Below are 25,372 nucleotides of genomic sequence, written 5' to 3'. Positions count from 1 at the left end.
CATGCCCTTACCCGACCCGCATCTGCCACATCCCATCACCTTGCCCGACGGCAACGCCCATGCCGGAACGGTGATGTTGGCGCGGGTCGTGGATCACCCGCGATTCTGTGTTGGGGATTATACATATGCCTCGGACTTCGACCCACCTGCAGATTGGGCCTGCCATCTCGCCCCTTATCTGTTTCCAACCTCGCGCGAAACCTTGCGGATCGGCAGGTTCTGCCAGATCGCCCATGGAGTCCGGTTCATTACCGCTTCGGCCAATCACGCACAGGACGGGTTGACCTGCTATCCGTTCCCAGTGTTCGACCCGACGCAAATGACCAGCTATCAACCCGACACCCGTGACACGGTGATCGGTCATGACGTCTGGGTCGGCTATGGTGCCTTGATCCTGCCCGGTGCCAACATTGGCAACGGCGCGATCATTGGCGCAGGCTCGGTTGTACGTGGGACGATACCGCCCTATGGCATCGTGACGGGCAACCCCGCGCAGGTCGCGCGGTTCCGATTTACCCCGGACAAGATCGCCCGCCTTCAAACTCTGGCTTGGTGGGACTGGCCGGATGAGCGTCTGAAGCAGGCCCAAACCGCCCTGCTGGGCGATGACATTGATACCTTGGAATCTCTGGCACCAGACTGACGGCTGGCGCTCTGATGTGTGTTTGGGCCAGAGTTCTCCCCGCCACTCGGCAAACCACGCGCAGCCACCCCAAACAAAAAAAAGAGACACGCTCCAGGGCGTGCCTCTTTTGAATACAACGTGACTTGAAACTTAGTGGCCGCCCAGGATTCCAGTGCGCACGGAATAGTCCACGGCCACCTGGTATTCCGGGTCATCGTCGCTGTCGATCATCAAGTGGCCAGCCTTGGTCAGCAATTCGTGGCAATCCCGGCTCAGGTGGCGCAGCTTGATCGTCTTGCCTGCCGCCTCATATTTGCCAGCGACCGCCTCAATCGCCTGTAGGGCCGATTGATCTGCCACACGGCTTTCGGCAAAGTCGACGATCACCCTGTCGGGGTCGCTGTCGATTTCGAACAGTTCGGCAAAGCCTTCGGCAGATCCAAAGAACAGCGGGCCCTGAATTTCATAAACCTTGGCTCCTTCTTCGCTGTTTGATTCCCGCGTGATCGCGTGAATGCGACGCGCATTGCTCCACGCATAGGCCAATGCTGAAACAACCACGCCGACGACAACCGCGATTGCCAGGTCTTCGGCGACTGTCACAGCTGTCACCAGCAGGATGACAAAGGCATCAATGGCAGGAACGCGGGTCAGGATCTTGAGCGAGTTCCAGGCAAAAGTGCCAATCACCACCATGAACATCACCCCGACCAGCGCCGCCAACGGGATCTGTTCGATCAGCGGGCTGGCCGCCACAATGAACAGCAGCAGGAAACCTGCGGCCGCTATTCCGGCAATTCGCGTCCGACCGCCCGATTTTACGTTGATCATCGACTGTCCGATCATAGCACAGCCCCCCATGCCACCGAAAAAGCCGGTTGCAATATTGGCTGCGCCCTGGGCGATGCATTCTTGGCTGGCACCGCCGCGCTTGCCGGTGATTTCACCAACCAGGTTCAGCGTCAGCAGGCTTTCGATCAACCCGATCGCTGCGAGGATGACGGAATAGGGCAGAATGATCTTGAGCGTTTCAAGATCAAAGGGAACCATCGGCACATGCCATGTGGGCAACCCGCCTTCGATCGAAGCCATATCGCCAACCCGCGGCACATCCAGCCCCAGTGCGATGACCAGAATGGCAACAACCCCAATCCCGGCCAACGGTGCGGGGATCACATTGGTGACTTTGGGTACGCCCCAAATAATCACCATGGTCAGCGCCACAAGCGCCAGCATCATGTACAGCGATGCCCCGGTTAACCATTCGGTGCCGCCCGACGCCGGATCCTTGAACTGGGTCAGCTGAGCCAGGAAAATCACGATGGCCAACCCATTGACAAACCCCAACATCACCGGATGCGGCACCAGGCGAATGAATTTCCCCCAATGCATCGCCCCCGCGATGACCTGCAGGATCCCCATCAACACCACAGTCGCAAACAGGTATTCCACCCCATGTTCCGCAACCAGCGCCACCATGACCACCGCCAGCGCCCCGGTCGCCCCGGAAATCATCCCCGGTCGTCCCCCGAACAAGGCTGTGATCAGACCGACCATGAACGCTGCATAAAGCCCAACCAGAGGGTGAACCCCGGCTACAAAGGCAAACGCAACCGCTTCCGGGACCAATGCCAGGGCCACGGTCAACCCGGACAACAATTCGGTCCGGACCCGCGACACGGACCAGCCCTCGTCCTGCATGATGGACAGATTGGGCGGGGAAATACGTTTGGCCAGAAGGGCCAGTGCGGCGCGTCTCATAATGTCGATACCTGTGTCTGGGGGGCTGTTCGCATGCCCGCCCCTATCGAAAAACGACCAAGGGTACAAGAGGGCACAGGGGACGCACACCCGCGAAGTCCCCGAAAGAACAGATGCACAAAGCCACACCTGTGAAACCCTTGCCAAACGCGCCCCTGCCCGGCAAAACCCTGAACATCACATCCCTCAGTGCAAGGAGAGTTGCGCGTGACTGAAACCATGATTGCCGTGATCGGCGGTTCCGGACTGTACGAGATCGACGGCCTGCAGGGTGCCGAATGGACCACGGTCGAAACGCCCTGGGGGCCCCCATCCGACCAGATCCTCACCGGCACGCTGGACGGTATCAAAATGGCCTTTCTGCCCCGCCACGGGCGCGGCCACGTTCATTCTCCGACCGAAGTCCCTTATCGCGCCAATATCGACGCGCTGAAACGGATTGGGGCAACTGACGTGATTTCCGTTTCCGCCTGTGGGTCGTTTCGCGAAGAAATGGCCCCTGGACATTTTGTCGTGGTGGACCAGTTCATCGACCGGACCGTTGCCCGCGAAAAGAGCTTCTTCGGCACCGGCTGTGTCGCCCATGTCAGCGTCGCCCACCCGACCTGCCCGCGTCTCGGCGATGCCTGCGAAACCGCAGCGCGGGATGCGGGCATCACTGTGCACCGCGGTGGCACCTATCTGGCGATGGAGGGGCCCCAGTTTTCGTCCATGGCCGAATCCAAACTGTACCGCGAAGTCTGGGGGTGCGATGTGATCGGCATGACCAACATGCCCGAAGCCAAGCTCGCCCGCGAAGCCGAGCTGTGTTATGCCTCGATCGCAATGGTCACCGATTTCGACAGTTGGCACCCTGAACACGGCTCGGTCGATATCACCGCCATCATCGCCACGCTCCAGGGCAATTCCAGCAACGGTGCCGAAATGGTTCGCCGTTTGCCCGCCCTTTTGGGAGCCGAACGCGCTGACTGCCCACATGGCTGTGACCGCGCGCTGGACTATGCGATTCTGACCGCACCGGAGAAACGTGATCCGGCTGTCCTGGCGAAACTGGACGCAGTGGCGGGCCGGGTTCTGTAAATTCAAAAACACCCGGATGAGCCAGGGTCACGATGCCCACGGCTCATCCTCTCCGTCTCGGCCCACCTGTCCCACATGCCTTTGGGCCCGACCGGCTCTGACTATGTCGCGTCCTTGAGAACGGTTTTGTCCACGTCAATGACGTTTCGTTTCAGCCGTGTGAAGAAACGAGGGGTCAACAGTTCGTCCAGGATGGGCATCTTGTCCCGGCAGGCCTGGTCACACTCTGACACCAGCATCGGCGACGACTTGAACTTTACCATAAAGGGGTCTGTTTTCTCTGGCGTCGTGAAATAGACCGTTTCAACCTGAAACACGTAATATGCCTGATCCCAGAATTTCTTGGTCACTGTCTTTTGACAGTCCGGGTTGAATTTCAACGAAGTCGGGGAATTGTGTTGAGCGTACAGGGGCCAGAAACGCTCTGCGTGTTGGGCCATGAGCAAACCCGGGGCCATTTTCAACACGGTTTCGGGTAGATTGGCGACAGCTGAGTTATAGTTCAAGCCGATCAGGTTTTTGCCGACATAGCCGGTTTCTGCGATCGCATCGTTGCGCGCATTTTCTGCCTGACAGACTTCGGCGGAATCAAACCGGCCGTTTCGTTGGTGGATAGCATAAAGTTTGCCAGGAGCCGGTTCCCAAAGATCATCTGCATCCACGAATTTTTTGTGAAAAAACAAATCCTGACGATCTGTGGAAAACACCAGTTGTTTGGCGACGAGAAAGCCAGTCAGACACACGATGGTGACGGCTAGGATCAAAGATTTCCGTTCCATAACCCCACCCTCAATTTGGACAACAAAGATTGCCGCCGCAATTATAGTAACCAACGGGGCATGGGCCGGCCACCGATACCACGGGAGCCAGAGTGAATAGGGTACAAAAGACCAAAGTTACAATTTTCATAATAGGATCTCCTCAAATAGGTGATCCCCAAATACCACAAATCAAACCCGCCACCGAACCACCCGTCTCCCAAGAGCGGGCATTTACGGTTTTTTAACTTTGCAAACCGGTTTCCCCACTCATTTACCGCGTCGAGACCCTGCAAGTGGTGCATTTGTGCAGCAATAATTGGTGTGATCCCATCCTGGTTCGGGCGCAACCTTTACGATCCAGCATCCAACTACCAGATCATATTCGACACAACAGAGGGACACCTGCATGCGTCTATCCGGCCTCGACATCGCCCGGTTTCTGGCTTTTTGCGGCATGGTGCTGGTCAATTTTCGCATCGCGGCCAACGTGACCCCGCAGGACGATTTGTTCTCGACCCTGACCACAATGCTCGAAGGGCGCGCCGCAGCGCTGTTTGTCATTCTCGCGGGGATTGGCCTGACGCTGGCCCGCTCCGACACCGCAACCGTTTTACGCCGCGCGGCTTTTCTGTTTGTCATTGGGCTGGCCAATCTCACCATCTTTGACGCCGACATTTTGCATTTCTATGCGGTCTACTTTGTCGTTGCCCTACCCTTTGTCCCAATGAACAACCGCAACCTTTGGATCAGCATCGCCGCTATTTTGTTTGTCAGCGTTCTGGCGCTGGTCATCCTGGATTACGAGGCCGGGTGGAACTGGGACACCTACAGCTATTCCGACTTCTGGACCGTGACCGGATTCCTGCGCCATACCTTCTTTAATGGCTGGCACCCGGTTTTTCCCTGGATCTGTTTCCTGCTGGTCGGTCTTGGGATCGGACGGTTGCAGCTTGGCACCAGAGCGACGCAGATGCGGCTGATCGCAGGCGGGACGCTGGTTGCGGTTCTGGGCCTGATCCCCGGCTGGATCACCAGCGATCCCGAATTGATAGACGTGCTAAATGCGACCGCCATCCCACCAGGCCCGTTCTACATCCTGTCTGCCTCTGGCAGTGCCGCTGCTATGATTGGCCTGACCCTATGGGCCGCACCGCTATTGGACTGGCTGGGCATTGCAGGTTGGATGACAACCCCCGGTCGCCAGGCGCTGACGCTGTATGTGCTGCATATCCTTGTCGGGATGGGCATTCTCGAGGCACTGGGGCTGTTGGACGGCTCTCTGGAGACCAAAGCCATATTTGCCTATAGTCTTCTGTTTTGTGCCTTATGTGCCGTATATGCCCGGATCTGGACCCTTTTGGCATCGCGCGGGCCGCTGGAAACCCTGATGCGCAAACTGGCCGGTTGACGGCTCAGTTGCCCTTGCCGTGCTGTTTTACAAACTGGCGCATAAAGCGCCGGATTTCCCGTGCCGCGCTGGTGTCGCGCGCCTTGCACAGATCGACAAAGGCGTCACGTTCGGCCTTGTCCAGCCTCAGAACCAACTGGCTGTCTTTCTTGCGCCCTGGTTTTCCGTCCGTCTTGCCCATTCTATCCGGCCTCGGCCCCTGTCCTACAGGCGCAAGTGTACATACAATGTCCTGCATGTGTCGACCGGCCTGATATTCCTGCCGACCGCTGCGACCCGATGCCTCACGACACGCGACCGTCACCCACTTGGCCCTTGCAACATTGGCCGACATCGGCGAAACCGCCCGGGTTGCTCTGGGCGCGCGGCCGTTCGGAATGTTTCACCATAACCGGGTCATCGCGGGCTCTGGTCAGATCGGGAGTCTTGCAAATGCCCAAAAGAAAAACCGTTCAGGATTACATCCGGACCATTGTCGATTTTCCACACGAAGGAATTCTGTTTCGCGATGTGACCACCCTGTTCTCGGACCCGCGCGGTTTTCGCATGGCCATCGACCAGATGCTGCACCCCTATGCGGGCGAACGCATCGACAAGGTGGTGGGACTGGAGGCCCGCGGATTTATCCTGGGCGGTGCCATTGCGCATCAGCTGAGCGTTGGGTTTGTACCGATCCGCAAAAAGGGCAAGCTGCCGGGCACCACCATCAGCCAAGAGTACAAGCTGGAATACGGCGAAGCGATTGTCGAAATCCACGATGACGCGATTCAACCCGGCGAAAAGATCCTGGTGGTCGATGATCTGCTGGCCACGGGCGGCACAGCGTCGGCGGGAATCAAGCTGATCGAACGCCTGGGCGGCGAAATCATATCTTGTGCCTTTATTGTCGATCTGCCGGATCTGGGCGGGCGCAAGGTACTCGAAGACATGGGAATGGACGTACATGTCCTGTGCGAATTCGAGGGCGAATAACCTCTTTTGCCGCGACAGAATGGTTCAGGTCCCGGCAGGTTTCAACACTGCGCCGGGATTCATGATTCCATGCGGGTCCAGTACCGTCTTGATCGACTGCATCGCCGCCAACCGCACCGGATCACCATAGCGCACCAGATCTTCGGCCTTGAGCCGCCCGATGCCGTGTTCGGCGCTGATTGATCCGTCGAACTCATGCACCAGGTCGTGGATCGCCTGCTGCACCACAGGCTTTTGCTCTGCATATTCTGCCCGGTAGTGTCCCTTTGGCGGAAACACGTTGTAATGCAGATTGCCGTCGCCTAGGTGGCCAAAACAGTTGATCCGGAAGGTCCCCAATTCGGCAATCCGCGTCCGCCCGCGGTCAATAAAGTCCGGAATTGCGCTGATCGGGATCGAAATGTCATGGCTCGACACAGATCCGACCCGTTTGTTTGCAACAGGAATATGTTCACGGATATTCCACAAGTCGCGGCGCTGCGCTTCGGATTGGGCAATCACACCGTCCTGCACAACCCCCGCCTCAAAGGCCTGGCTAAACAGCTCCTCCAGAACCGTTGCGGCATGCTGTCCCTCTGTCAGCCCCAACTCGATCAACACCGACCATTCTGGTGCCGTGTCAAACGGGTGTCGTACCTCTGGAACGGTCTCTTGCAGAAAGGCCAGGCCTTGCGCATGGATCAGCTCAAAGGCGCTGACCGCCTCGCCTACCCGCCCACGCGCCATGGATAGCAGCTGCAACGCTGCAGCTGGTGAGGTCACGGTCAAAATCGCTGTGCCACGCTCTGCCGGCACCGGATACAGCTTTAACGCGGCTGCGGTGATGATCCCCAATGTGCCCTCGGACCCAACCAGAAGGTTGCGCAAATCATAGCCGGTGTTGTCCTTGCGTAGCCGCGTCAACCCGTGCCAGATCCGCCCATCGGGCAGCACGGCTTCGAGCCCCAGACACAAGTCACGTGCATTGCCATACCGCAGCACATTCACACCGCCAGCGTTGGTGGCCAGATTGCCGCCGATACGACAGGACCCTTCGGCGGCCAGTGACAGGGGAAACAGCCGATCCTGATCCAGCGCGGCCTGCTGCACCTCGGCCAGAACCGCGCCTGCTTCGGCGATCAGCACATTCTCCGACGGATGTACGCTGCGGATCTTGTTCATCCGCTCCAACGAGACGATCAAAGGGGCCGCGTTCGGCATCACCTGACCGCCAACCAAACCCGTGCCGCCACCAAAGGGGACCACTGCCACTCTGGCCGCATGTGCTGCGCGTATCAGAAAGGCCACCTGTTGCGTCGTGCGCGGGCGCGCCAACAATCCACCCTGCCCAAAATAGACGCCGCGTGGCTCTTCGAGGTAGCCCGCCGTAGGGGGCGAAAGAATGTCTTCAGGCAGTTGTCCACGCAGCCGCGCGGCAAAGCCTTCATCTGCCGGGTTCAATATCATACCGTTTTCATGCCCGAGCCCAACGCCTATCACAAGCCCTCTAAAGGGCTGACAGCCATTCTCGTGCAGTGACCGCACGTATCCCCGAGTTTGCCGGTGGTCGCTGTTTGGGCGTCAGGCAGATCATCGGGCAGAGACAGGCCGCGCGCGCCCCAAATAACGCTTAACCAGCGCCCGTACGCCCGCGCCGATCGCTGCGCAGGGCCGCATACAGCACATGGGTGCGCCAGCGGCCGTTGATCTGCAAATAGGATTGCGCCACGCCTTCGTATTTGAACCCTGATTTTTCCAGCACCCCGCGCGAGGCCTGATTTTCCGGCAGACAGGCCGCTTCGGCGCGGCTCAGGTCCAGTTTGGTAAAGGCGTGATGCAGGACCGCTTCGATTGCTTCGCGCATATATCCCTGGCGCGCATGGCGTTGCCCGATCCAATAGCCCAGCGTCCCGGCCTGGGCCGGGCCGCGTCGAATATTGTCCAGCGTTATGGCCCCGATCAGTTGTTCATCGCTGCGCCGAAACAGAAACAGTGGCACGGCCGACCCATTTGAAATCGACCTCTGCGCCCAATAGACCCGATTGGTAAAAGATTTGCGCGTGAGATGATCGGCGGCCCAGCTGGGCTCCCAAGGCGTCAAGAACGCCTGGCTGTCCAGCCGCAGATTGGCCCAGTCGCGAAAATCCGAATGAACCGGAGGCCGCAAAGTCAGCCTCTCGGTTTCGACCCGGATCTTGCGCTTGCCAAGAAGCATCAGGCCGCACGCCTCTCCTGCAGTTGCGCCAATGTCGGTGCCTGTGACACCGGACCATACAGCGCCAAAGCCGCTGGGGCCTGTGTCGCGATCCGTTCCGCAAATTGACGCACGTCCTGTGTGGTCACCGCGTCAATCCGGGCGATTGTTTCGGTCAGATCGGGCACGCGATCCCAAATCTGCACCAGTCGCGCCAGTCGTTCGGCGCGGTTTGACGGGCTTTCCAGCCCCATCAGCATCCCGGCCTTCATTTGGGCGCGGGCGCGGGCGACTTCTTCGTCCGACATATCATCAGCGGCGCGTTTCATCTCGTCAATCGTGATCCCCGCCAGCTCTGCGACCTGATCCGCCGACGTACCGGCATAAATCGTGGTGGTCCCGGTATCCGCATAGGCACCGGCCTGGGCAAAGATCGTGTAACACAGGCCGCGATGTTCGCGCACCTCCTGGAACAGGCGGCTCGACATGCCGCCACCCAGGGCACTGGAATAGATCTGCGCCGTATAGATTTCGTCGTCGCGATACCCGGGGCTTTCGAACGCCAATGCGAAATGGGCCTGTTCCAGATCCTTTTCGTGACGCGCCTCGCCCCCACCGGTAAAGCGGGCAGGATCGGCCACCAGGCTGGGCCGGGGTGTCATGCCACCAAACAGACCTTCGGCCAATTTGACCAGTTGGTCGTGATCCACTGCACCCGCAGCCGACAGGATCATCTGACCCGGGCCATAATGCTCTTTGATAAACGCCGACAGATCCGCCTGATTGAACGCACGCACCCGTTCAGAGGGGCCCAGAATGGTCCGCCCCAACGCCTGATCGCGATAGCTTTCTTCCTGCAACCAGTCAAAGATCACATCGTCCGGCGTGTCATAAGCCTGACCGATTTCCTGCAGGATCACACCACGTTCGACCTCGATCTCGCGCGGGTCAAAGATGGGATTCATCAGGATGTCGGAAATCACGTCCAGCGCCAGCGGCACATCCGCCTGCAATACCCGCGCGTAATAGGCCGTGACCTCGCGCGAAGTATAGGCGTTGATATAACCGCCCACATCCTCGATCTCTTCGGCGATCTGCAGGGCCGACCGGGTGGTCGTGCCCTTGAACGCCATATGTTCCAGGAAATGGGCGATGCCGTTTTGTTCCAGCCGCTCGTGCCGACCGCCCGCTGTCACCCAGATGCCGATGGCTGCGGATTGCAGCCCCGGCATATGTTCAGTGACGATGCGGAACCCGTTGGCAAGCTGGTGGTGCTGAACTGTCAATTCGCGATTGTCTTTCTGATATGATCCTCGAGAGTGGCCAGATCGCTGCCGATCCGGGTCACCCGTTCCGGCCTGTCATACAGATCTGCCATGCGCGGGGGAAGAGGCGGATGCATTCCAGATGCTTTTTCCACTGCGGCCGGGAATTTTGCCGGATGTGCAGTGGCCAAAGTGACCATCGCCGTGGTGTTGCGGACCTCATCAGCGACTTTCACGCCCACAGCCGAGTGTGGGCACAGCAATTCACCCGATGCTGCGGTCTGGGCCTTGATGGTGGCCAGGGTTTCGTCTTCGGAACATCGCCCCGAATCATAGGCCTCGGACAGCGCCTGCATCGCCCCCTGCGAGACATTGAACCCGCCCTGCCCCAGCTCATCCATCAGCTGCGCAACGGCGGCCCCATCGCGGCCATAGGCATAAAACAACGCACGTTCAAAGTTCGAGCTGACCTGAATATCCATCGATGGGCTGATCGACGGGATGGTATCGCCCTTGAAATAGCCCTGCCCGGACAGGCAGCGGTGCAGAATGTCGTTCTGGTTGGTGGCAACCACCAGACGATCAATCGGCAGCCCCATTTGTTTGGCAATGAAGCCTGCAAAGATGTCGCCGAAATTGCCGGTGGGCACGGTAAAGGACACCTCGCGTTCCGGCGCACCCAAAGCCACGGCGGAATAGAAGTAATAGACCACCTGCGCCAGCACCCGGGCAAAGTTGATCGAATTCACCCCAGCCAATTTGACGCCATCGCGGAACTCAAAGTCGTTGAACATGTCTTTGACGCGGGCCTGGCAATCGTCGAAATCTCCATCCACTGCCAGTGCATGCACATTGCTGTCATCCGGCGTGGTCATCTGGCGACGCTGCACTTCGGACACGCGGCCATGCGGGTACAGAATAAACACGTTGACCGCATCCAAGCCCCGGAACGCCTCGATCGCCGCCGATCCGGTATCGCCCGAGGTCGCGCCGACGATGGTCACGGTTTCACCGCGCCGTTTCAGCGCCACCTGGAACAGCTGACCAATCAGCTGCATGGCGAAATCCTTGAACGCCAGCGTCGGGCCGTGGAACAGTTCGAGCAGGAAGTGGTTTGGGGCCAGTTGCACCATGGGAGCGCGGGCCGCATGGCCAAAATCGGCATAGGCGCGGGTAATGCAGCCGCGGAATTCTTCTTCGGTAAAGCTGTCGGAGACAAACGGCCACATCACCCGGAACGCCGTTTCCTCATAGCTGAGACCGGCCAGCGCCGCGATGTCACCCTTGGACATCTGCGGGATCTCTGCCGGGACATACAGCCCCCCGTCGCGGGCCAGCCCGGTCAGCATGGCCTCTTCGAATGTCAGCTCGGGCGCTTGGCCCCGGGTCGAGATGTATTTCATCGGTTCAACTCTCAGCTCGTTTTTGCGGCGCGGGTGCGCCAGAAGAAAAAGGTCATCATGGACGCCCAAACCAGGGCCAATCCGTACCAGGTGATGACATATTGCAGGTGGTCATTCGGGATGCCTGTCGTGCTGACAGGCAGTGGCATGATCGCAGGGTCTGTTTTGGATCGCGCAATGACCAGAACAGGTTCGGTGCCCAATGCCGCCGACAACATGTCCACATCGCGGGCAAACCAGATGTTGGCGTCAAAACCCGGATCCGGCGTATAGCTGTCGATTTCCTGGGGCCAATGCAGATTGCCGGTCACCGCCGCCTCGCCCAGGGTGCGCGGGGTGTCCTTGTCTTCGAGATCGATAAACCCGCGATCCACGAGAATAACCCGGTCCCCAGTCGCCATCGGTGCAATGACACGATACCCGGCACCAACCCGTTTCAGAGACACCAGAACGTGAATTTCCCCCTCCAGCAATTCACCCGTGATCTGCACAGGCAGATACCGGTCTGCTTCGGGGTTCAGGGTCACCGGCAACGCAACTGGCGCGGCAGCAATTCGGGTTTCAATTTCGGACAGCACAGCCTCTTTCCAGGCCAGACGGCGCACCTGCCATGTCCCCAGAGACAGCAGGATACCCAGACCAACCAGGCCAAAGATGACGAACAGAAAACGACGCATGTGCGGGCTCTTGATAACGCAGAAGGCGCGCGGGGTTTCCGCGCGCCTTGCTTGTGACAACCGGGATCGTGTTTTTCAACTACAATCCTGTATCGGTTACATTCGCACGATTACAGACCTGCAGTGCCCCACAGGTACACAGCAAAGAACAGGAACAGCCAAACAACGTCCACAAAGTGCCAGTACCAGGCAGCAGCCTCGAAACCGACGTGCTGTTCAGGGGTGAAATCACCCTTCATTGCACGGATCAGGCAGACGATCAGAAAGATAGTCCCGATCAGAACGTGGAAGCCGTGGAAACCCGTGGCCATAAAGAAGTTCGAATAGAATTCGTCCCCGCCGAACTGCCACCCTTCGTGCAGCAGGTGTGCGTATTCATACGCCTGCAGCCCGGTGAATGCGATGCCCAGCAGAATGCCGATGGTCAGCCCCTGAACCAATGCCTTGCGGTCATTGCCATGTACCAGCGCGTGGTGTGCCCAGGTTACGGCACAGCCCGACAACAGCAGGATCAGCGTATTGATCAGCGGCAGGTGGAATGGATCCACCGGCAGGATATAAGGCGCGACATATTCGGTGCCGGCATAGGTCTCCATCGGGTACATGGCGTGTTTGAAGAACGACCAGAACCAGGCGACAAAGAACATGACTTCGGACATCACAAACAGGATGAAGCCATAGCGCAGGCCGATACGGACCACTTTGGTGTGATCGCCGATCTTGCTTTCAGCGACAACTTTGGACCACCAGTCATACATGACATACAGGACCATCGCGAGGCCGATCCAGAACATGTAGGGGGTGATATCGTGCATCCACATGACTGCGCCAAACAGCATGATGAAGCCACCCAACGCGCCCATAAAGGGCAGAATCGACGGGGGCAGAATGTGAAAATCGTGATTTTTAGCGTGCGCCATTCAAGTGTCCCTCACCTAGCGGCCTTAGTTCATTTTATTTTCTGTCTGTCCATCAAGAGCGGCATAGCCCTCGGGCAGATCAATTTCATAGAACGTGTACGAAAGCGTGATCGTATGCACGTATTTTCCGTCCCGGTCATCAACGATTTCCGGGTCGACAAAGAAGGTTACAGGCATTTCCACCCGCTCCCCCGGTTGCAGGATCTGCTCGTTAAAGCAGAAACACTGTATCTTCTCAAAGAACCCCCCGGCCGAATAAGGCGTCACATTATAGGACGCAGCCCCGGCAATGGGACGGTCGGTGGGGTTGTAGGCCTCGTAAAAGGCCAGCCCGGTTTCACCAATGCGGATGGTCATCTCGCGTTGGATCGGTTTGAATTCCCATGGGAAATCACGTTCCTTGGAGGCATCAAAGCGCACTTTGATCGTCTTGGTCAGAATCTCGTCTGATCCTTTGGTTGCAACGCCAGTGACGCCGCCAAATCCGGTGACCCGGCAGAACCAGTCGTAAAACGGAACGGACGCCCACGCCAAAGCGCCCATGGTGACAACAACAGCCACCAATTGCACTACGGTTTTCTGGGGACCCTGCAACGCCATTACTTTTGCTCCGACGCGGCCTGAGACACGGAAAAACCAGGCGATGTGACCTTGGCCACAGTCAGGCCGAACACAATCACGATAAAGGCGACGAGCGTGAGACCGACGCCAACATTGCGGCTGAACCGGCGTTTGTGCAGTTCGTGAGTTGGTTGCAGAGCCATATTACCAGCCTCCCAGACCAAAGGGTTTCAGGACCGCCTCGATCAGCACCGCACCAAAGTGCAGGAACAGATACAGAAGCGAGAGTTTGAAGAAGCTGCGTTCAACTTTGAAGTTGTCGGCTTCTGACGCGTCTTCGTCACGGCGCGTAATCTTCCAGGCCCCACGAAGGAACAGGGCGTTCAGCACCACGGCGACGGTCAGATAGATCGGCCCGCCAATGTCCGAGAACGCTGCGCCCACCGCAAACAGGGCCAACAGTGCCGTATAAACCAGAATATGTGTGCGGGTCGCGCGGCGACCGTGGGTCACGGTCAGCATCGGCACACCAGCATCGTCGTAGTCCGAACGCATGAACAAGGCCAGAGCCCAGAAATGCGGCGGCGTCCACATGAACGTCAAAGCGAACATCAGCCAGGGTTCAACGTCCATCGATCCGGTGGCCGCGATCCAGCCGATGACCGGCGGGAAAGCTCCGGCAGCGCCGCCGATCACGATGTTCTGTGGCGTCAGCCGTTTCAGCCACATGGTGTAAACGACAACGTAAAAGAAGATGGTAAAGGCCAGGAACAGACCGGCAAAGATATTGGTTGCCAGCGCCAGCATCACACAGGACATGGCCGATAGCGCCAGACCGATCTGCATGGCTTCTTCAGAGCCGACCTTGCCCGCGGGAATCGGACGCTTTTTGGTCCGCTTCATGATGGCGTCGATATCGGCGTCCCACCACATGTTCAAAGCACCCGAAGCCCCGCCGCCAATGGCGATAAACAGGATGGCACAAAAGGCAACAAATGGGTTCACAGAAACCGGCGCGGCGACCAAACCGACAAGCGCCGTGAACACCACAAGCGACATCACCCGTGGCTTGAGCAGGGCGAAATAGTCACCAAAGCTGGCTTCGTCCTCGTAGGCCTGGCTGGCATTAAAGCTTGCGTCGCTCATTTCGACTTCCTTTGGGCGCGAAAGGTGCGTGAAACCACGCACCCTACTTCCGTCTTGCGAGAACGGTGGGCCAAGGCCCACCATTCGGGGTTCACTTCATTGCAACCTGATAGGTCTGCGGCAAAGAGGCGTATTCTTCTTTGGCCTCTGCCAACCAGGCCTCATAGGCTTCCTGGCTCACGACCTGGACGGTGATCGGCATATAGGCGTGATCCTTGCCGCACAGTTCCGAACACTGACCAAAATAGATGCCTTCTTTTTCGGCTGCGAACCACAGTTCGGCCAAACGTCCGGGCACACCGTCCTGTTTTACGCCAAACGCGGGAATGGTCCAGGAATGGATCACATCGGCAGCAGTCACCTGCATCACGATGGTCTTGCCGATCGGCACGACGACTTTGGTGTCGGTGGCCAGCAGATATTCATCAGGCTGGTACCCGTTTTCGACCAGTTCGTCCTTGGGCAGCAGGAAGCTTTCAAAGCCAAAACCCTCGTCAACATATTCATAGCCCCAGTACCACTGGTAGCCTGTCACCTTGATGGTGATGTCTGCTTCGGGGATTTCCTGCTGTTTGAACAGCACCGGCAACGAAAACGCACCGATGAACACCAGGATGATGATCGGGCCCAAGGTCCAGGCGATTTCTACAGGTGTGTAATGCGAAAAGCTGGCCGGTGTCGGGTTGGCACGCTGGTTATAGCGAACGATCACCCACAGCACCAATCCGATCACAAAGATACAGATGGCGGTAATGATGACCAGGATCAAATAATCCAGCGATTGCAAATCGCGTGCCAATTCCGTGGCAGCAGGTTGGAAACCCAGTCCGCCGGGAACAGGTTTACCAATGGATTGCGCGGCGTCTTGTGCGGCGGCGGGCAAGCTCAGCAGGCCGGCAAAAAGGCCCGAAAGCGTCAAAGCGTTCTTCATGTTCTGTCCTGATCGGTTGATCGTTTTAGTCCTCGCACCGGCAAACGCATCGCATCAGAATCGCTGATTCACGAAAACGCACCGGCCCCGTTGTCTTTAACGGCGTTAAAAACCATATTCCGGAGTACAGATAAAGAGGAATGCTTGCGTCAAACAGACGCTTTCTTGATCTAAATCAAAAAAATCCGAGGCTCGCCCCCATGACAACGACGTCTGATACCCAATTTCGCCCGTTTGACACCTCTCTGCCGCTGGATGAGGCCGAAGGGATTCTGCGTCACGCCACCGACGGGGCCGACGATGGAGAGATTTTTGTCGAACGACGCAAATCCGAAGCGCTGGTGTTTGACGACGGGCGGCTGCGCACCGCCAGCTATGATGCCTCCGAGGGCTTTGGACTAAGGGCCGTGCGTGGCGAAGTCGCCGGATATGCCCATTCCACCGATGTGTCGATCCCGGCGCTGAAACGGGCAGCCGAAACCGCGCGTCTGGCGGTTGGCGACGGCGGCGGAACCTTGGCAGCTGCCCCGGCGCCCACCAATCGCAGGCTCTACACCGATGCCGATCCGATTGCGGCCATGGATTTCCCGCTGAAAATCGACACGCTCAAGGAAATTGATGCCTACGCACGTGATCTGGATCAAAGAGTGGTTCAGGTGTCGGCGACTCTGGCTGCCTCGCTTCAGGAAATTCAGATCCTGCGCCCAGACGGGGTACACCTGAGCGACACCCGCCCGATGACCCGTGTCAACGTGTCGGTCATTGTAGAGCACAACGGTCGTCGCGAAAGCGGAAGCGCCGGGGGCGGTGGCCGGATTGGGCTGGATGGGCTGGTGGATCCCGCCGATTGGCAGGCCAAGGTCCGCGAAGCTCTGCGTATCGCGGTGGTCAATCTGGATGCTGAACCGGCCCCGGCGGGCGTGATGGAAGTGGCGCTCGGCCCCGGATGGCCCGGTATCCTGCTGCACGAAGCGATCGGCCATGGGTTGGAAGGGGATTTCAACCGCAAAGGATCGTCCGCCTTTGCCGGTCTTCTGGGTCAGCAGGTCGCCGCCCCAGGGGTCACCGTGTTGGACGACGGAACAATCGCCGACCGGCGCGGATCGATCAGCATCGATGACGAAGGAACACCATCGCAAAAGAACACGTTGATAGAAGACGGTATTCTTGTCGGCTATATGCAGGATCGCCAGAATGCCCGCCTGATGGGAGTCTCCCCCACTGGCAACGGTCGCCGCCAAAGCTATGCTCATGCGCCGATGCCGCGGATGACAAACACCTATATGTTGGGGGGCGACGCCAACCCGGATGATTTGGTGGCCGAAATCAAGGATGGGATCTGGGCCGTCGGGTTTGGCGGCGGCCAGGTCGATATCACCAATGGCAAATTTGTTTTCTCCTGTACCGAAGCCTACCGCGTTCAAAACGGCAAAATCGGCGCTCCGGTCAAAGGGGCGACATTAATTGGGGATGGTGCTTCGGCGTTGAAACGCATTCGCGGCCTCGGCAATGACATGGCGCTGGATCCCGGCATGGGCAATTGTGGCAAGGCCGGGCAATGGGTCCCGGTCGGTGTCGGACAGCCCACGGTGTTGATGGATGGGCTCACCGTCGGGGGGGCAGCCGCCTGAGGCACTCAGACCCCAACGATCTGTTCGCAGTGAATATTCAGACTGGGCGCAAGTTAATCCTTGCGCCCATTTTGTTTTGATTTCGCATAACTTTAGAGGGCCACCATTCCAGCACCCAAAATTTTCCTTTTATTTACAATGAGGTACCAAATAACCGACCTCGAATTAGAACAAATCTGCGATTAATTTGCTTTGATTCACCAGCTGTTAACCCGCGACACGTTAATCCTGTTTCTGCAAGCAGGCGGAGCAACGGATGACCGAGGATCAGAATTCTTCCATTCACCCCCCACTCCCACCCACCACGGAAGATGATCGGTTTTCGTGGCTTCGTCTGTTGCGCTCTCGCAGGGTCGGGATCACGACCTTTTATCGACTGATGGCCGAATATGGCACAGCGCAGAACGCGCTTTTGGCACTGCCCGAAGTGGCACGTGCAGCCGGGGTGTCGGGGTATGAAATATGCCCGCCCGGTGTGGTCGAAGCGGAACTCAAGGCTGCAAAAGTCGCCAACGCGCGGCTTTTGTGCCTGGGCTCCCCAGAGTATCCTTCAGACTTGGCACAAATCAGCGATGCGCCTCCGCTTCTGTGGGCCATTGGCGATCTTTCCCTGCTAACGCGCCCCTGTGTGGCTATGGTCGGGGCGCGCAACGCGTCGTCGTTGGGCACACGCATGGCGCGGGCATTGGTCACTGAAATGGGCCAGCAGGGCTATGTCATCGCCTCGGGTCTGGCCCGCGGTATCGACACGGCCGCACATGTAGCGTCGCTAAAAACCGGCACGATTGCGGTCATGGCCGGGGGCGTCGACCAAATCTATCCAGTGGAAAACACCGAACTCGCCCACGACATTGCCACCAGTGGACTCAGGTTGAGCGAGCAACCAATGGGGGTCTCCCCCATTGCCCGCCATTTCCCAAAGCGCAACCGGATCATCTCGGGCCTGTCGCGCGCAGTCGTCGTGGTCGAAGCAGCCGCAAAGTCGGGCAGTTTGATCACCGCTCGGGACGCGCTTGATCAGGGGCGCGAGGTTCTGGCGGTACCCGGTCATCCCTTTGACACCCGGGCCGCTGGCTGCAACATGCTGATCCGGGATGGTGCACAACTGGTGCGCACGGCGGGCGATATCGTTGCTGCGCTCCCGATTGTTGAAGACGAAGTAACAACAGAGGCCGCGACAGAGGATCTGCTTTCGGCTCTCCCTGCCCCACCACCAGAGAAACGCAGCCTGCGTGAGACCGCGGAATTGCACCAACAGATCCTGAGCCGGCTTGGGCCATCACCCCTGGCCGAAGATCAGCTGATCCGCGACCTGCACGCCCGTGCCGGAGACGTCGGCCCTGCGCTGGTTGATCTGGAGTTGGACGGCAAGATCAACCGACAGCCTGGCGGATTGCTCAGCCTGTCGCATTGACCCCCTATTGCCCTACACAGTATTCGGGGATGACCGCGCGCCAGATTCCACAGTATTCAGGCGCGGCAAACCAAACATCCGTCGCGCCCACAGACCACAACACGGCCACCCAGACCGAACCGGACCTGCGATAAAGGGCATGCATGTTAGTCCCATCCATGACGTCTGCATCCAGTTGCCCCCGGGCAAACCCCGGCGTTGCCCGAATGTCAATCTGGCCGCCACCCGGCCGCTGCGGGCTCAGCGATACATAACCCAGCGCCCCCGCAACCCGAAGATCATCGACAACAAATTGCACCGGCGCGCCCAACACCCATTCAGCATGCGGGCGCATGGCATCCATCAGCGCGGCACGCTCAGCGGTGCCCCTGTTCGGGCTGTGCCAGGTCTGTGCCAACGCGCCCTGTCCAGAAGCCAAAAATCCCAACAACAGCCACCCGAAAATTCGCCATTCCACCATGTTCACATCCTGATTTGCGGGTTGTTTTGCCCCGTTACCCTGCGCCCAAAACTCGCGGATTGACAATAACCACTTGCACCCCACATCTTGCCCGGCCATAGAACGCAGTATACCCGCCCAAAGAGGTTTTAACGTAAATGCCTGTAGTTGTTGTAGAATCCCCGGCCAAAGCCAAAACCATCAATAAATATCTAGGCTCGGACTACACCGTTTTGGCATCATACGGCCATGTTCGGGACCTTCCGCCCAAGGATGGATCCGTCGATACGGACAATGATTTCGAGATGAAATGGGAAGTCGGCAACGACAGTCGCAAACATGTCAAAGCCATTGCCGACGCCCTGAAGGAAGACAACGCGCTGATCCTCGCGACGGACCCCGATCGCGAGGGCGAGGCCATCAGCTGGCACCTGCAAGAGGCGTTGACAAAACGTCGGTCGATCAAAAAGGACACGCCGGTAAGCCGCGTGACCTTCAACGCGATCACCAAGGACGCGGTTGCCGAAGCAATGCGCAACCCACGCCAGGTTGATATGCCCCTGGTCGAAGCTTATCTGGCGCGACGCGCGTTGGATTATCTGGTGGGTTTCAACCTCTCCCCGGTGTTGTGGCGCAAACTGCCCGGTGCCAAGTCAGCCGGACGCGTGCAGTCGGTGTGCCTGCGCCTGATCGTCGAACGCGAGATGGAGATCGAAGCCTTTAACGCCCAGGAATACTGGTCGGTACGCGCTCTTCTGACCACCCCGCGTGGTCAGGATTTTGAGGCCCGCCTGACCGTTCTGGGCGGTGACAAACTCGACAAATTTGATCTTGGAACAGAAACTGCCGCAGAGCTGGCCGTCCAGGCCGTCGCCTCGCGCGACTTGTTCGTGCAATCGGTCGAAGCCAAACCCGCCTCGCGCAACCCATCAGCGCCATTCATGACCTCAACCCTGCAGCAGGAGGCCAGCCGCAAATTCGGCATGGGCGCGCGCCAGACCATGAGCGCGGCACAGCGACTGTATGAAGCCGGCTATATCACCTATATGCGGACCGACGGTATCGACATGGCCCCCGAAGCGGTCCAGGCCGCCCGCGCCGAGATCGAAACCCGCTATGGTGCCAACTATGTGCCATCCAAGCCGCGCATTTATAAGAACAAGGCCAAGAACGCCCAGGAAGCCCACGAATGTATTCGCCCGACCGACATGTCGCGCGATGCGAGCAGCCTGAGGCTCACGGATGATGATCAGCGCAAGCTTTACGACCTGATCTGGAAGCGTACTCTGGCCTGCCAGATGGAGGGTGCCCGTCTCGAGCGCACCACCGTCGACGTCGGATCGAATGACCGACAGGTCGTGCTGCGCGCCACCGGGCAGGTGATGCTGTTTGATGGTTTCATGCGCGTCTACGAAGAAGGCCGCGATGACGTGGCTGACGAAGATGACAAGCGCCTGCCTCAGATCATGCAGGGCGAAGCGGCCAGCTTCTCCGGCAACTCGCTCAGGGGCCAGTTCGAAAAGACGGCCAAGGACAGCGCCGACGTTCTCGAAGCAGCGTCCGCCTCGGACATGATGAAAAACGGCACGGCTGTTTTGTCCGCAGACCAATCCGTCCTGGCCCTGCAGCACCACACCCTGCCACCGCCGCGTTATACCGAGGCGACACTGGTCAAGAAGATGGAGGAGTTGGGAATTGGTCGTCCATCGACCTATGCCAGCGTCATCACCACGATCCAGGACCGCGAATATGTGCGCAAGGACAAGAACCGCCTGCACCCCGAAGACAAGGGACGTATCGTCACCATCTTTCTGCTGAATTTCTTCCGCCAGTATGTGGGGTACGAATTTACGGCCAATCTCGAGGCGCAACTGGATGACGTCAGCGCGGGAGATGGCGACTACAAGGATATCCTGGGCAAGTTCTGGCGCGATTTCTCGGCCGCGATTTCAGAGACCTCCGAACTGCGCATCACCGAAGTTCTGGACGTGCTGGATGACGCGCTGGCACCTCAGCTCTATCCCCCGCGTGAAGACGGCAGCGACCCCCGGGTTTGCCCGAAATGCGGCCAGGGTCAATTGCACCTGAAAACTTCGCGTACCGGCGGATTTGTCGGCTGTGGCAATTACCCCGAATGCACCTATACCCGCCCCATCGCAGGCGAAGGAGCCGATGGTGACGAACGTCTGCTTGGCATGGACGGCGAGGATGAAATCCACCTCAAGGCCGGGCGCTTCGGCCCCTACGTCCAGCGCGGCGAACCCACGCCCGAGAACAAGAAACCCCCGCGCGCATCTTTGCCACGCGGCTGGTCCAAAGATGACATGGACCTTGAAAAGGCATTGGTTCTGCTCAACCTGCCTCGGGTCATCGGCGTCCACCCTGATGGCGGAGAGATCAAATCGAACTTTGGTCGCTTTGGCCCCTTCCTGATGCACCAGCTTCCGGACGAGGAAAAACCGACCTACGCCAATCTCAAGGATCCCAACGACGTTCTGGAGATCGGTATGAACCGCGCAGTAGAGCTGTTGGCTGAAAAGCGCGCCAATCCACGCGGACGCGGGCGCGCGGCTGCAAAACCGATCAAGGAGTTGGGCGATCATCCCGATGGCGGCGCGATCACCGTTCAGGATGGGCGTTATGGGCCTTATGTCAAATGGGAAAAGGTCAATGCGACCCTGCCCAAAGATACCGATCCCACGACTGTCACTATGGAGCTGGCGCTGCAACTGATCACCGAAAAAGCAGCCAAGAAAACCACCAAGAAGAAAGCTCCTGCCAAAAAGCCTGCGGCCAAGAAAACCACCAAGAAGACCGCCAGCAAAGGCTGAGCCTGTTTCTTTCTGGTAGAAAATACCTCGGGGAGCGCGAGGGGCTGGCCCCTCGCTGAAGGGCGGGGAGCGCGAGGGGAAAACTCCTCGCTGAAGGACGGCGCGCGCGAAGGGAAAACCCCTTGCTGAATGACAGGGTGGGCGGAGGGCGCGAACGGCCGGCCCTGCACTGAGCTGTGCAAATCAGGTCGAGAGGTCTCACCTGCGCCCGCCGCCATCGAACCATCCGTAGAAATACCCATGCCCGGTATGGCACATTGACTCGTCCCCGCACCGGGGGCACAACCGCCAGCAACTTCATGCTGTTGGGAGAGTTTCATGAAAAAAGTCTACGCCAACGCCGCCGAAGCGCTCGATGGGCTGCTTCATGACGGCATGTTCATTGCGGCAGGGGGCTTTGGCCTATGCGGCATCCCCGAATTGCTGCTGGACGCCATCAAAGAGTCCGGTGTCAAGGATCTGACCTTTGCCTCCAACAACGCAGGCGTTGATGATTTTGGTATCGGCATCCTGTTGCAGACCCGCCAGGTCAAAAAGATGATCTCCTCTTATGTGGGTGAGAACGCGGAATTCATGCGTCAGTACCTGTCCGGCGAGCTGGAGCTGGAATTCAACCCCCAAGGCACCCTGGCCGAACGTATGCGCGCCGGTGGCGCAGGCATTCCCGGCTTTTACACCAAGACTGGCGTGGGCACGGTGATTGCTGACGGCAAGGAAGAAAAAACATTCCCAACCGGCCCTGATGGCGCAGACGAAGCCTACATCATGGAGGAAGGGCTGTTTGCCGATCTGGCCATCGTCAAAGCCTGGAAAGCCGATGAGACTGGCAATCTGGTGTTCCGCAAGACCGCCCGAAATTTCAACGCACCGGCCGCAACCTGTGGCAAGATCTGCGTTGTCGAAGTCGAAGAAATCGTGCCGACCGGTTCGCTGGATCCCGACACGATCCACTTGCCCGGCATCTACGTGCACCGCATCATCAAAGGCGATCATGAAAAGCGCATCGAACAGCGCACGGTTCGTCAGAAGGAGACCGCATAATGGCTTGGGATCGTAACCAGATGGCCGCACGCGCGGCTCAGGAACTGCAGGACGGCTGGTATGTGAACCTCGGCATCGGGATCCCGACGCTGGTCAGTAACTACATCCCTGAAGGCGTCGAAGTGACGCTGCAATCGGAAAACGGCATGCTGGGCATGGGCCCCTTTCCCTACGAGGGCGAAGAAGACGCGGACCTGATCAACGCCGGCAAGCAGACCATCACCGAGCTGCCCCAGACCGCCTATTTCGACAGCGCGCAGTCATTCGCCATGATCCGCGGCGGCAAGATCGCCATGGCGATTCTGGGCGCTATGGAAGTGGCCGAAAACGGCGACCTGGCGAACTGGATGATCCCGGGCAAGCTGGTCAAGGGCATGGGTGGCGCCATGGATCTGGTCGCTGGTGTGGGACGCGTTGTGGTGGTCATGGACCACGCCAACAAACATGGCGTCTCCAAGGTCCTCAAGGAATGCACCCTGCCGCTGACCGGCAAGGGCGTCGTGGACCGGATCATCACAAATCTGGGCGTGATGGACGTCGTCGATGGCGGTTTGAAACTGGTCGAACTGGCCGACGGTGTGACCGAAGAAGAATTCCGCGCTGCGACCGAGGCCACTTTGGTCAACTGATCCGCTTGATGTTCAATTCAAAAGCCCTGCCTGTTCCGGCGGGGCTTTTTTTTGTGCTGTGCTGGTGCCCGAGATCACAGGGCGTCACCTGAAATGGAGTTTCACTGTTGTGCGGCGTGCATCACCTGAAACACGCAACCATCGCTGATCAATTCGGGCGGCGTGGCGCATAAACCGCGCGCCACGTCAAAAGCCGCCAGAACCTTGGGAACATAGTCACGGGTTTCCGCAAAGGGCGGAACGCCGTCATGATTACGTACCGACCCCTCGCCTGCATTATACCCGGCCAGCACCAAAATCGGGTCATTGCCGAACTCCTGCATCAGCCAATCCAGATATTTCACTCCACCACTGATGTTTTCATCTGGTTGCAGACTGTCTGTCACGCCAAAACGGCTGGCCGTCGCTGGCATCAGTTGCATCAGCCCCTGGGCCCCTGCCCCGCTTTGGGCATCCGCGCGACCTGCGGATTCCACCGCAATCACCGCTAACACCAAGGCCGGAGAAACCTTGGTTCCGACCGTCGCCGTCAGAATCGAAATACCGCGCGACTGGGCGATTTCCTGGAGATGTTGCAACCGTGGGGTCCGAACACCTCCCTCGGCGCGAATAGCCTGCAACGCCTGGTTCAACCGTCCGGGACCAGAGCTGGTCAATTCCGGCGATACCCGATCCCAAAACCAATTGTGTGCGCCTACCGCAGCTGTGCGGGTTTCAGAATCGTTCTCTGGATCGGCGGCCTTGGTGACCGGTCGTTGTTCTTCGGGATCAATCTGGATCGTGATCCGTTTTTTGGTCCCGGTCGACGGCGGCTTTATCCGTTTGGCACTGAATTCAGGAAACGGAGCGGGGGTATCCGCAGTCGCAGGCACGGCCGACAGGGCCAGCAGAATGAAAATTCGCCTCAAGATCACCATTGTACTGTACTGCTCGTTTTGTTTTGCGTGAATCTTTGCTGAAAAACCGGTGCGAAACCAGAATATGCAGCCCAAATCGTGACGATTCTGCCTAAATTGATGCCCTCACGACGCACCAATCGACGAGGCGACAGCGGCGTCAGTGAAAAATTAATATTAAAATCAATAACTAAGAGAATTATTGTCAAAAATTTAGAATCTGGCAAACATTTCCCAGAATTCGCCCAAATCCTGCCACGGGACGCTGGCTATATATGCTCATACCAAGTCGGACATGAACCAACGAGAGAGACGGTTCCAAACGGACGACACGGTTAACTGGCAAAATCTTGTGATCCTATGGAGGGACAAACCATGATGAAATTCTTCAACAAATTCCGCAAAGACGAAAACGGTGCTGTGACTGTTGACTGGGTCGTTCTGACCGCTGCTGTTGTTGCCCTGGCTGGCGCTGCTTACACCTCGATCGAAACCGGCGCGTCGAACCTGACCGAATCCACCGGCACCTTCATCGAAGGCAAAGACCCCGCATAATAGGGTTTCTTCGATATCCAGATTTGAGCCGCGTTTCCCAAGTAGGGAAGCGCGGTTTCTTTTTGTTTGCCCTACAGACCATGGGTGCAAACCACGCAAGATCAAAGTCACGGCATCACTGGCACTGTCCTGGCGGCTCTCCATTGATCCCGTTTTCGCGTCCGCCCTTTTGCGCGTTTCAAACCAGGTTTCACCAAAGAAAACGGCAGGGTGAGCTTCTCTTAGGGTTGATTGGATTGAAGGCCACGTTCGG

25 protein-coding genes are annotated in these 25,372 nt (G+C 58.3%); 10 read left to right on the top strand and 15 right to left on the bottom strand.

Going from position 1 to position 25,372, the window contains the following annotated elements; translation table 11 throughout:
• The first annotated feature begins 1 nt into the window (after window position 1).
• Window positions 2-643 carry a CatB-related O-acetyltransferase gene (locus QEZ52_RS06175; protein ID WP_406648655.1) on the top strand — a complete coding sequence of 214 codons (642 nt, stop codon included), beginning with the start codon at window positions 2-4 and terminating at the stop codon, window positions 641-643.
• Between the two features lie 132 nt (window positions 644-775).
• Here the strand turns inward: QEZ52_RS06175 and QEZ52_RS06170 are convergent, their stop codons facing one another.
• Window positions 776-2,386, bottom strand: a complete 1,611-nt coding sequence (locus QEZ52_RS06170; protein WP_406648654.1) for a SulP family inorganic anion transporter — start codon at window positions 2,384-2,386, stop codon at window positions 776-778.
• A gap of 207 nt (window positions 2,387-2,593) precedes the next feature.
• On the opposite strand from QEZ52_RS06170, the gene QEZ52_RS06165 reads away from it, so the two are divergent.
• Entirely contained in the window at window positions 2,594-3,466 is an 873-nt protein-coding gene (locus QEZ52_RS06165; RefSeq protein ID WP_406648653.1) for an S-methyl-5'-thioadenosine phosphorylase, read from the top strand.
• Window positions 3,467-3,567: 101 nt separating this feature from the next.
• Here the strand turns inward: QEZ52_RS06165 and QEZ52_RS06160 are convergent, their stop codons facing one another.
• The gene (locus tag QEZ52_RS06160; protein WP_406648652.1) at window positions 3,568-4,245 is read right to left on the bottom strand and encodes a hypothetical protein; all 678 of its coding nucleotides are present in this window, start codon (window positions 4,243-4,245) and stop codon (window positions 3,568-3,570) included.
• Between the two features lie 388 nt (window positions 4,246-4,633).
• Here QEZ52_RS06160 and QEZ52_RS06155 point away from each other — a divergent pair, with 388 nt between their 5' ends.
• A complete protein-coding gene (locus QEZ52_RS06155) occupies window positions 4,634-5,635 on the top strand; it encodes a DUF418 domain-containing protein (RefSeq protein ID WP_406648651.1) in 1,002 nt (333 codons plus the stop codon).
• Between the two features lie 4 nt (window positions 5,636-5,639).
• Here the strand turns inward: QEZ52_RS06155 and QEZ52_RS06150 are convergent, their stop codons facing one another.
• Window positions 5,640-5,816, bottom strand: coding sequence for a hypothetical protein (locus QEZ52_RS06150; protein ID WP_406648649.1), 177 nt, complete (start codon window positions 5,814-5,816; stop codon window positions 5,640-5,642).
• Between the two features lie 251 nt (window positions 5,817-6,067).
• Between QEZ52_RS06150 and QEZ52_RS06145 the strand changes: the two genes are divergently transcribed.
• On the top strand, window positions 6,068-6,607 hold the full coding sequence (locus QEZ52_RS06145) for a purine phosphoribosyltransferase family protein (protein ID WP_406648648.1): 540 nt from the start codon (window positions 6,068-6,070) through the stop codon (window positions 6,605-6,607).
• Between the two features lie 24 nt (window positions 6,608-6,631).
• Here QEZ52_RS06145 and QEZ52_RS06140 read toward each other — a convergent pair whose 3' ends face one another.
• The 10 genes from QEZ52_RS06140 to coxB all read right to left on the bottom strand — a co-directional run bounded on the left by QEZ52_RS06140 (window position 6,632) and on the right by coxB (window position 15,683).
• Window positions 6,632-8,053, bottom strand: a complete 1,422-nt coding sequence (locus tag QEZ52_RS06140) for an FAD-binding oxidoreductase (protein ID WP_406648647.1) — start codon at window positions 8,051-8,053, stop codon at window positions 6,632-6,634.
• A gap of 163 nt (window positions 8,054-8,216) precedes the next feature.
• Window positions 8,217-8,801 carry a GNAT family N-acetyltransferase gene (locus tag QEZ52_RS06135; RefSeq protein WP_406648646.1) on the bottom strand — a complete coding sequence of 195 codons (585 nt, stop codon included), beginning with the start codon at window positions 8,799-8,801 and terminating at the stop codon, window positions 8,217-8,219.
• Entirely contained in the window at window positions 8,801-10,066 is a 1,266-nt protein-coding gene (locus QEZ52_RS06130) for a M16 family metallopeptidase (protein WP_406648645.1), read from the bottom strand. The genes QEZ52_RS06135 and QEZ52_RS06130 overlap by 1 nt, the downstream gene beginning before the upstream one ends.
• Window positions 10,063-11,448, bottom strand: coding sequence for a threonine synthase (gene thrC, locus QEZ52_RS06125; RefSeq protein ID WP_406648643.1), 1,386 nt, complete (start codon window positions 11,446-11,448; stop codon window positions 10,063-10,065). The genes QEZ52_RS06130 and thrC overlap by 4 nt, the downstream gene beginning before the upstream one ends.
• Before the next feature lie 11 nt (window positions 11,449-11,459).
• Window positions 11,460-12,125 carry an SURF1 family protein gene (locus QEZ52_RS06120; RefSeq protein ID WP_406648641.1) on the bottom strand — a complete coding sequence of 222 codons (666 nt, stop codon included), beginning with the start codon at window positions 12,123-12,125 and terminating at the stop codon, window positions 11,460-11,462.
• 110 nt (window positions 12,126-12,235) lie between these two features.
• Complete coding sequence (locus QEZ52_RS06115) at window positions 12,236-13,045, bottom strand: cytochrome c oxidase subunit 3 (RefSeq protein WP_406648640.1); 810 nt, start codon at window positions 13,043-13,045, stop codon at window positions 12,236-12,238.
• A 24-nt stretch (window positions 13,046-13,069) separates the two neighbouring features.
• Window positions 13,070-13,645, bottom strand: coding sequence for a cytochrome c oxidase assembly protein (locus QEZ52_RS06110; protein ID WP_406648639.1), 576 nt, complete (start codon window positions 13,643-13,645; stop codon window positions 13,070-13,072).
• Complete coding sequence (locus tag QEZ52_RS06105) at window positions 13,645-13,809, bottom strand: hypothetical protein (RefSeq protein ID WP_406648637.1); 165 nt, start codon at window positions 13,807-13,809, stop codon at window positions 13,645-13,647. Before QEZ52_RS06105 ends, QEZ52_RS06110 begins: the two co-directional genes overlap by 1 nt.
• Before the next feature lies 1 nt (window position 13,810).
• A complete protein-coding gene (cyoE, locus tag QEZ52_RS06100; RefSeq protein WP_406648635.1) occupies window positions 13,811-14,752 on the bottom strand; it encodes a heme o synthase in 942 nt (313 codons plus the stop codon).
• 91 nt (window positions 14,753-14,843) lie between these two features.
• Window positions 14,844-15,683, bottom strand: a complete 840-nt coding sequence (gene coxB, locus QEZ52_RS06095; RefSeq protein ID WP_406648633.1) for a cytochrome c oxidase subunit II — start codon at window positions 15,681-15,683, stop codon at window positions 14,844-14,846.
• A gap of 200 nt (window positions 15,684-15,883) precedes the next feature.
• Between coxB and tldD the strand changes: the two genes are divergently transcribed.
• Both tldD and dprA read left to right on the top strand, forming a co-directional pair.
• Window positions 15,884-17,314: a metalloprotease TldD gene (tldD, locus tag QEZ52_RS06090; protein ID WP_406648631.1), complete on the top strand. Its 1,431-nt coding sequence runs from the start codon at window positions 15,884-15,886 to the stop codon at window positions 17,312-17,314.
• A 256-nt stretch (window positions 17,315-17,570) separates the two neighbouring features.
• Window positions 17,571-18,728, top strand: a complete 1,158-nt coding sequence (gene dprA / locus QEZ52_RS06085; protein WP_406648630.1) for a DNA-processing protein DprA — start codon at window positions 17,571-17,573, stop codon at window positions 18,726-18,728.
• A gap of 4 nt (window positions 18,729-18,732) precedes the next feature.
• Here the strand turns inward: dprA and QEZ52_RS06080 are convergent, their stop codons facing one another.
• Window positions 18,733-19,188 (bottom strand): hypothetical protein, encoded by a 456-nt coding sequence (locus QEZ52_RS06080; RefSeq protein WP_406648629.1) that lies wholly within the window; start codon window positions 19,186-19,188, stop codon window positions 18,733-18,735.
• A gap of 137 nt (window positions 19,189-19,325) precedes the next feature.
• On the opposite strand from QEZ52_RS06080, the gene topA reads away from it, so the two are divergent.
• From topA to QEZ52_RS06065, 3 genes are all read left to right on the top strand, one after another.
• On the top strand, window positions 19,326-21,998 hold the full coding sequence (topA, locus tag QEZ52_RS06075) for a type I DNA topoisomerase (protein WP_406648628.1): 2,673 nt from the start codon (window positions 19,326-19,328) through the stop codon (window positions 21,996-21,998).
• A 318-nt stretch (window positions 21,999-22,316) separates the two neighbouring features.
• Complete coding sequence (locus tag QEZ52_RS06070; protein WP_406648627.1) at window positions 22,317-23,039, top strand: CoA transferase subunit A; 723 nt, start codon at window positions 22,317-22,319, stop codon at window positions 23,037-23,039.
• Window positions 23,039-23,668 (top strand): CoA transferase subunit B, encoded by a 630-nt coding sequence (locus QEZ52_RS06065; protein WP_406648626.1) that lies wholly within the window; start codon window positions 23,039-23,041, stop codon window positions 23,666-23,668. Before QEZ52_RS06070 ends, QEZ52_RS06065 begins: the two co-directional genes overlap by 1 nt.
• Window positions 23,669-23,769: 101 nt before the next feature.
• Here the strand turns inward: QEZ52_RS06065 and QEZ52_RS06060 are convergent, their stop codons facing one another.
• Complete coding sequence (locus tag QEZ52_RS06060; RefSeq protein WP_406648625.1) at window positions 23,770-24,585, bottom strand: lytic transglycosylase domain-containing protein; 816 nt, start codon at window positions 24,583-24,585, stop codon at window positions 23,770-23,772.
• A gap of 354 nt (window positions 24,586-24,939) precedes the next feature.
• On the opposite strand from QEZ52_RS06060, the gene QEZ52_RS06055 reads away from it, so the two are divergent.
• Window positions 24,940-25,119, top strand: coding sequence for a hypothetical protein (locus QEZ52_RS06055; RefSeq protein WP_406648624.1), 180 nt, complete (start codon window positions 24,940-24,942; stop codon window positions 25,117-25,119).
• The last annotated feature ends 253 nt before the right edge of the window (window positions 25,120-25,372 follow it).

Origin of the sequence: Aliisedimentitalea scapharcae, from assembly GCF_045277565.1 — a bacterium.
Taxonomy (GTDB): domain Bacteria; phylum Pseudomonadota; class Alphaproteobacteria; order Rhodobacterales; family Rhodobacteraceae; genus Aliisedimentitalea; species Aliisedimentitalea scapharcae.
Note: the sequence above shows the minus strand (reverse complement) of the source record. Positions and strands in the feature narration are given on the sequence as shown.

What these genes read in the sequence shown, in the direction of transcription:
- QEZ52_RS06175 (WP_406648655.1), top strand. Translation starts at nt 2, where the DNA reads ATGCCCTTACCCGACCCGCATCTGCCACATCCCATCACCTTGCCCGAC.
- QEZ52_RS06170 (WP_406648654.1), bottom strand. Translation starts at nt 2,386, where the DNA reads ATGAGACGCGCCGCACTGGCCCTTCTGGCCAAACGTATTTCCCCGCCC.
- QEZ52_RS06160 (WP_406648652.1), bottom strand. Translation starts at nt 4,245, where the DNA reads ATGGAACGGAAATCTTTGATCCTAGCCGTCACCATCGTGTGTCTGACT.
- QEZ52_RS06155 (WP_406648651.1), top strand. Translation starts at nt 4,634, where the DNA reads ATGCGTCTATCCGGCCTCGACATCGCCCGGTTTCTGGCTTTTTGCGGC.
- QEZ52_RS06150 (WP_406648649.1), bottom strand. Translation starts at nt 5,816, where the DNA reads ATGGGCAAGACGGACGGAAAACCAGGGCGCAAGAAAGACAGCCAGTTG.
- QEZ52_RS06145 (WP_406648648.1), top strand. Translation starts at nt 6,068, where the DNA reads ATGCCCAAAAGAAAAACCGTTCAGGATTACATCCGGACCATTGTCGAT.
- QEZ52_RS06140 (WP_406648647.1), bottom strand. Translation starts at nt 8,053, where the DNA reads ATGATATTGAACCCGGCAGATGAAGGCTTTGCCGCGCGGCTGCGTGGA.
- QEZ52_RS06135 (WP_406648646.1), bottom strand. Translation starts at nt 8,801, where the DNA reads ATGCTTCTTGGCAAGCGCAAGATCCGGGTCGAAACCGAGAGGCTGACT.
- thrC (WP_406648643.1), bottom strand. Translation starts at nt 11,448, where the DNA reads ATGAAATACATCTCGACCCGGGGCCAAGCGCCCGAGCTGACATTCGAA.
- QEZ52_RS06120 (WP_406648641.1), bottom strand. Translation starts at nt 12,125, where the DNA reads ATGCGTCGTTTTCTGTTCGTCATCTTTGGCCTGGTTGGTCTGGGTATC.
- QEZ52_RS06115 (WP_406648640.1), bottom strand. Translation starts at nt 13,045, where the DNA reads ATGGCGCACGCTAAAAATCACGATTTTCACATTCTGCCCCCGTCGATT.
- QEZ52_RS06110 (WP_406648639.1), bottom strand. Translation starts at nt 13,645, where the DNA reads ATGGCGTTGCAGGGTCCCCAGAAAACCGTAGTGCAATTGGTGGCTGTT.
- QEZ52_RS06105 (WP_406648637.1), bottom strand. Translation starts at nt 13,809, where the DNA reads ATGGCTCTGCAACCAACTCACGAACTGCACAAACGCCGGTTCAGCCGC.
- cyoE (WP_406648635.1), bottom strand. Translation starts at nt 14,752, where the DNA reads ATGAGCGACGCAAGCTTTAATGCCAGCCAGGCCTACGAGGACGAAGCC.
- coxB (WP_406648633.1), bottom strand. Translation starts at nt 15,683, where the DNA reads ATGAAGAACGCTTTGACGCTTTCGGGCCTTTTTGCCGGCCTGCTGAGC.
- tldD (WP_406648631.1), top strand. Translation starts at nt 15,884, where the DNA reads ATGACAACGACGTCTGATACCCAATTTCGCCCGTTTGACACCTCTCTG.
- dprA (WP_406648630.1), top strand. Translation starts at nt 17,571, where the DNA reads ATGACCGAGGATCAGAATTCTTCCATTCACCCCCCACTCCCACCCACC.
- QEZ52_RS06080 (WP_406648629.1), bottom strand. Translation starts at nt 19,188, where the DNA reads ATGGTGGAATGGCGAATTTTCGGGTGGCTGTTGTTGGGATTTTTGGCT.
- topA (WP_406648628.1), top strand. Translation starts at nt 19,326, where the DNA reads ATGCCTGTAGTTGTTGTAGAATCCCCGGCCAAAGCCAAAACCATCAAT.
- QEZ52_RS06070 (WP_406648627.1), top strand. Translation starts at nt 22,317, where the DNA reads ATGAAAAAAGTCTACGCCAACGCCGCCGAAGCGCTCGATGGGCTGCTT.
- QEZ52_RS06065 (WP_406648626.1), top strand. Translation starts at nt 23,039, where the DNA reads ATGGCTTGGGATCGTAACCAGATGGCCGCACGCGCGGCTCAGGAACTG.
- QEZ52_RS06060 (WP_406648625.1), bottom strand. Translation starts at nt 24,585, where the DNA reads ATGGTGATCTTGAGGCGAATTTTCATTCTGCTGGCCCTGTCGGCCGTG.
- QEZ52_RS06055 (WP_406648624.1), top strand. Translation starts at nt 24,940, where the DNA reads ATGATGAAATTCTTCAACAAATTCCGCAAAGACGAAAACGGTGCTGTG.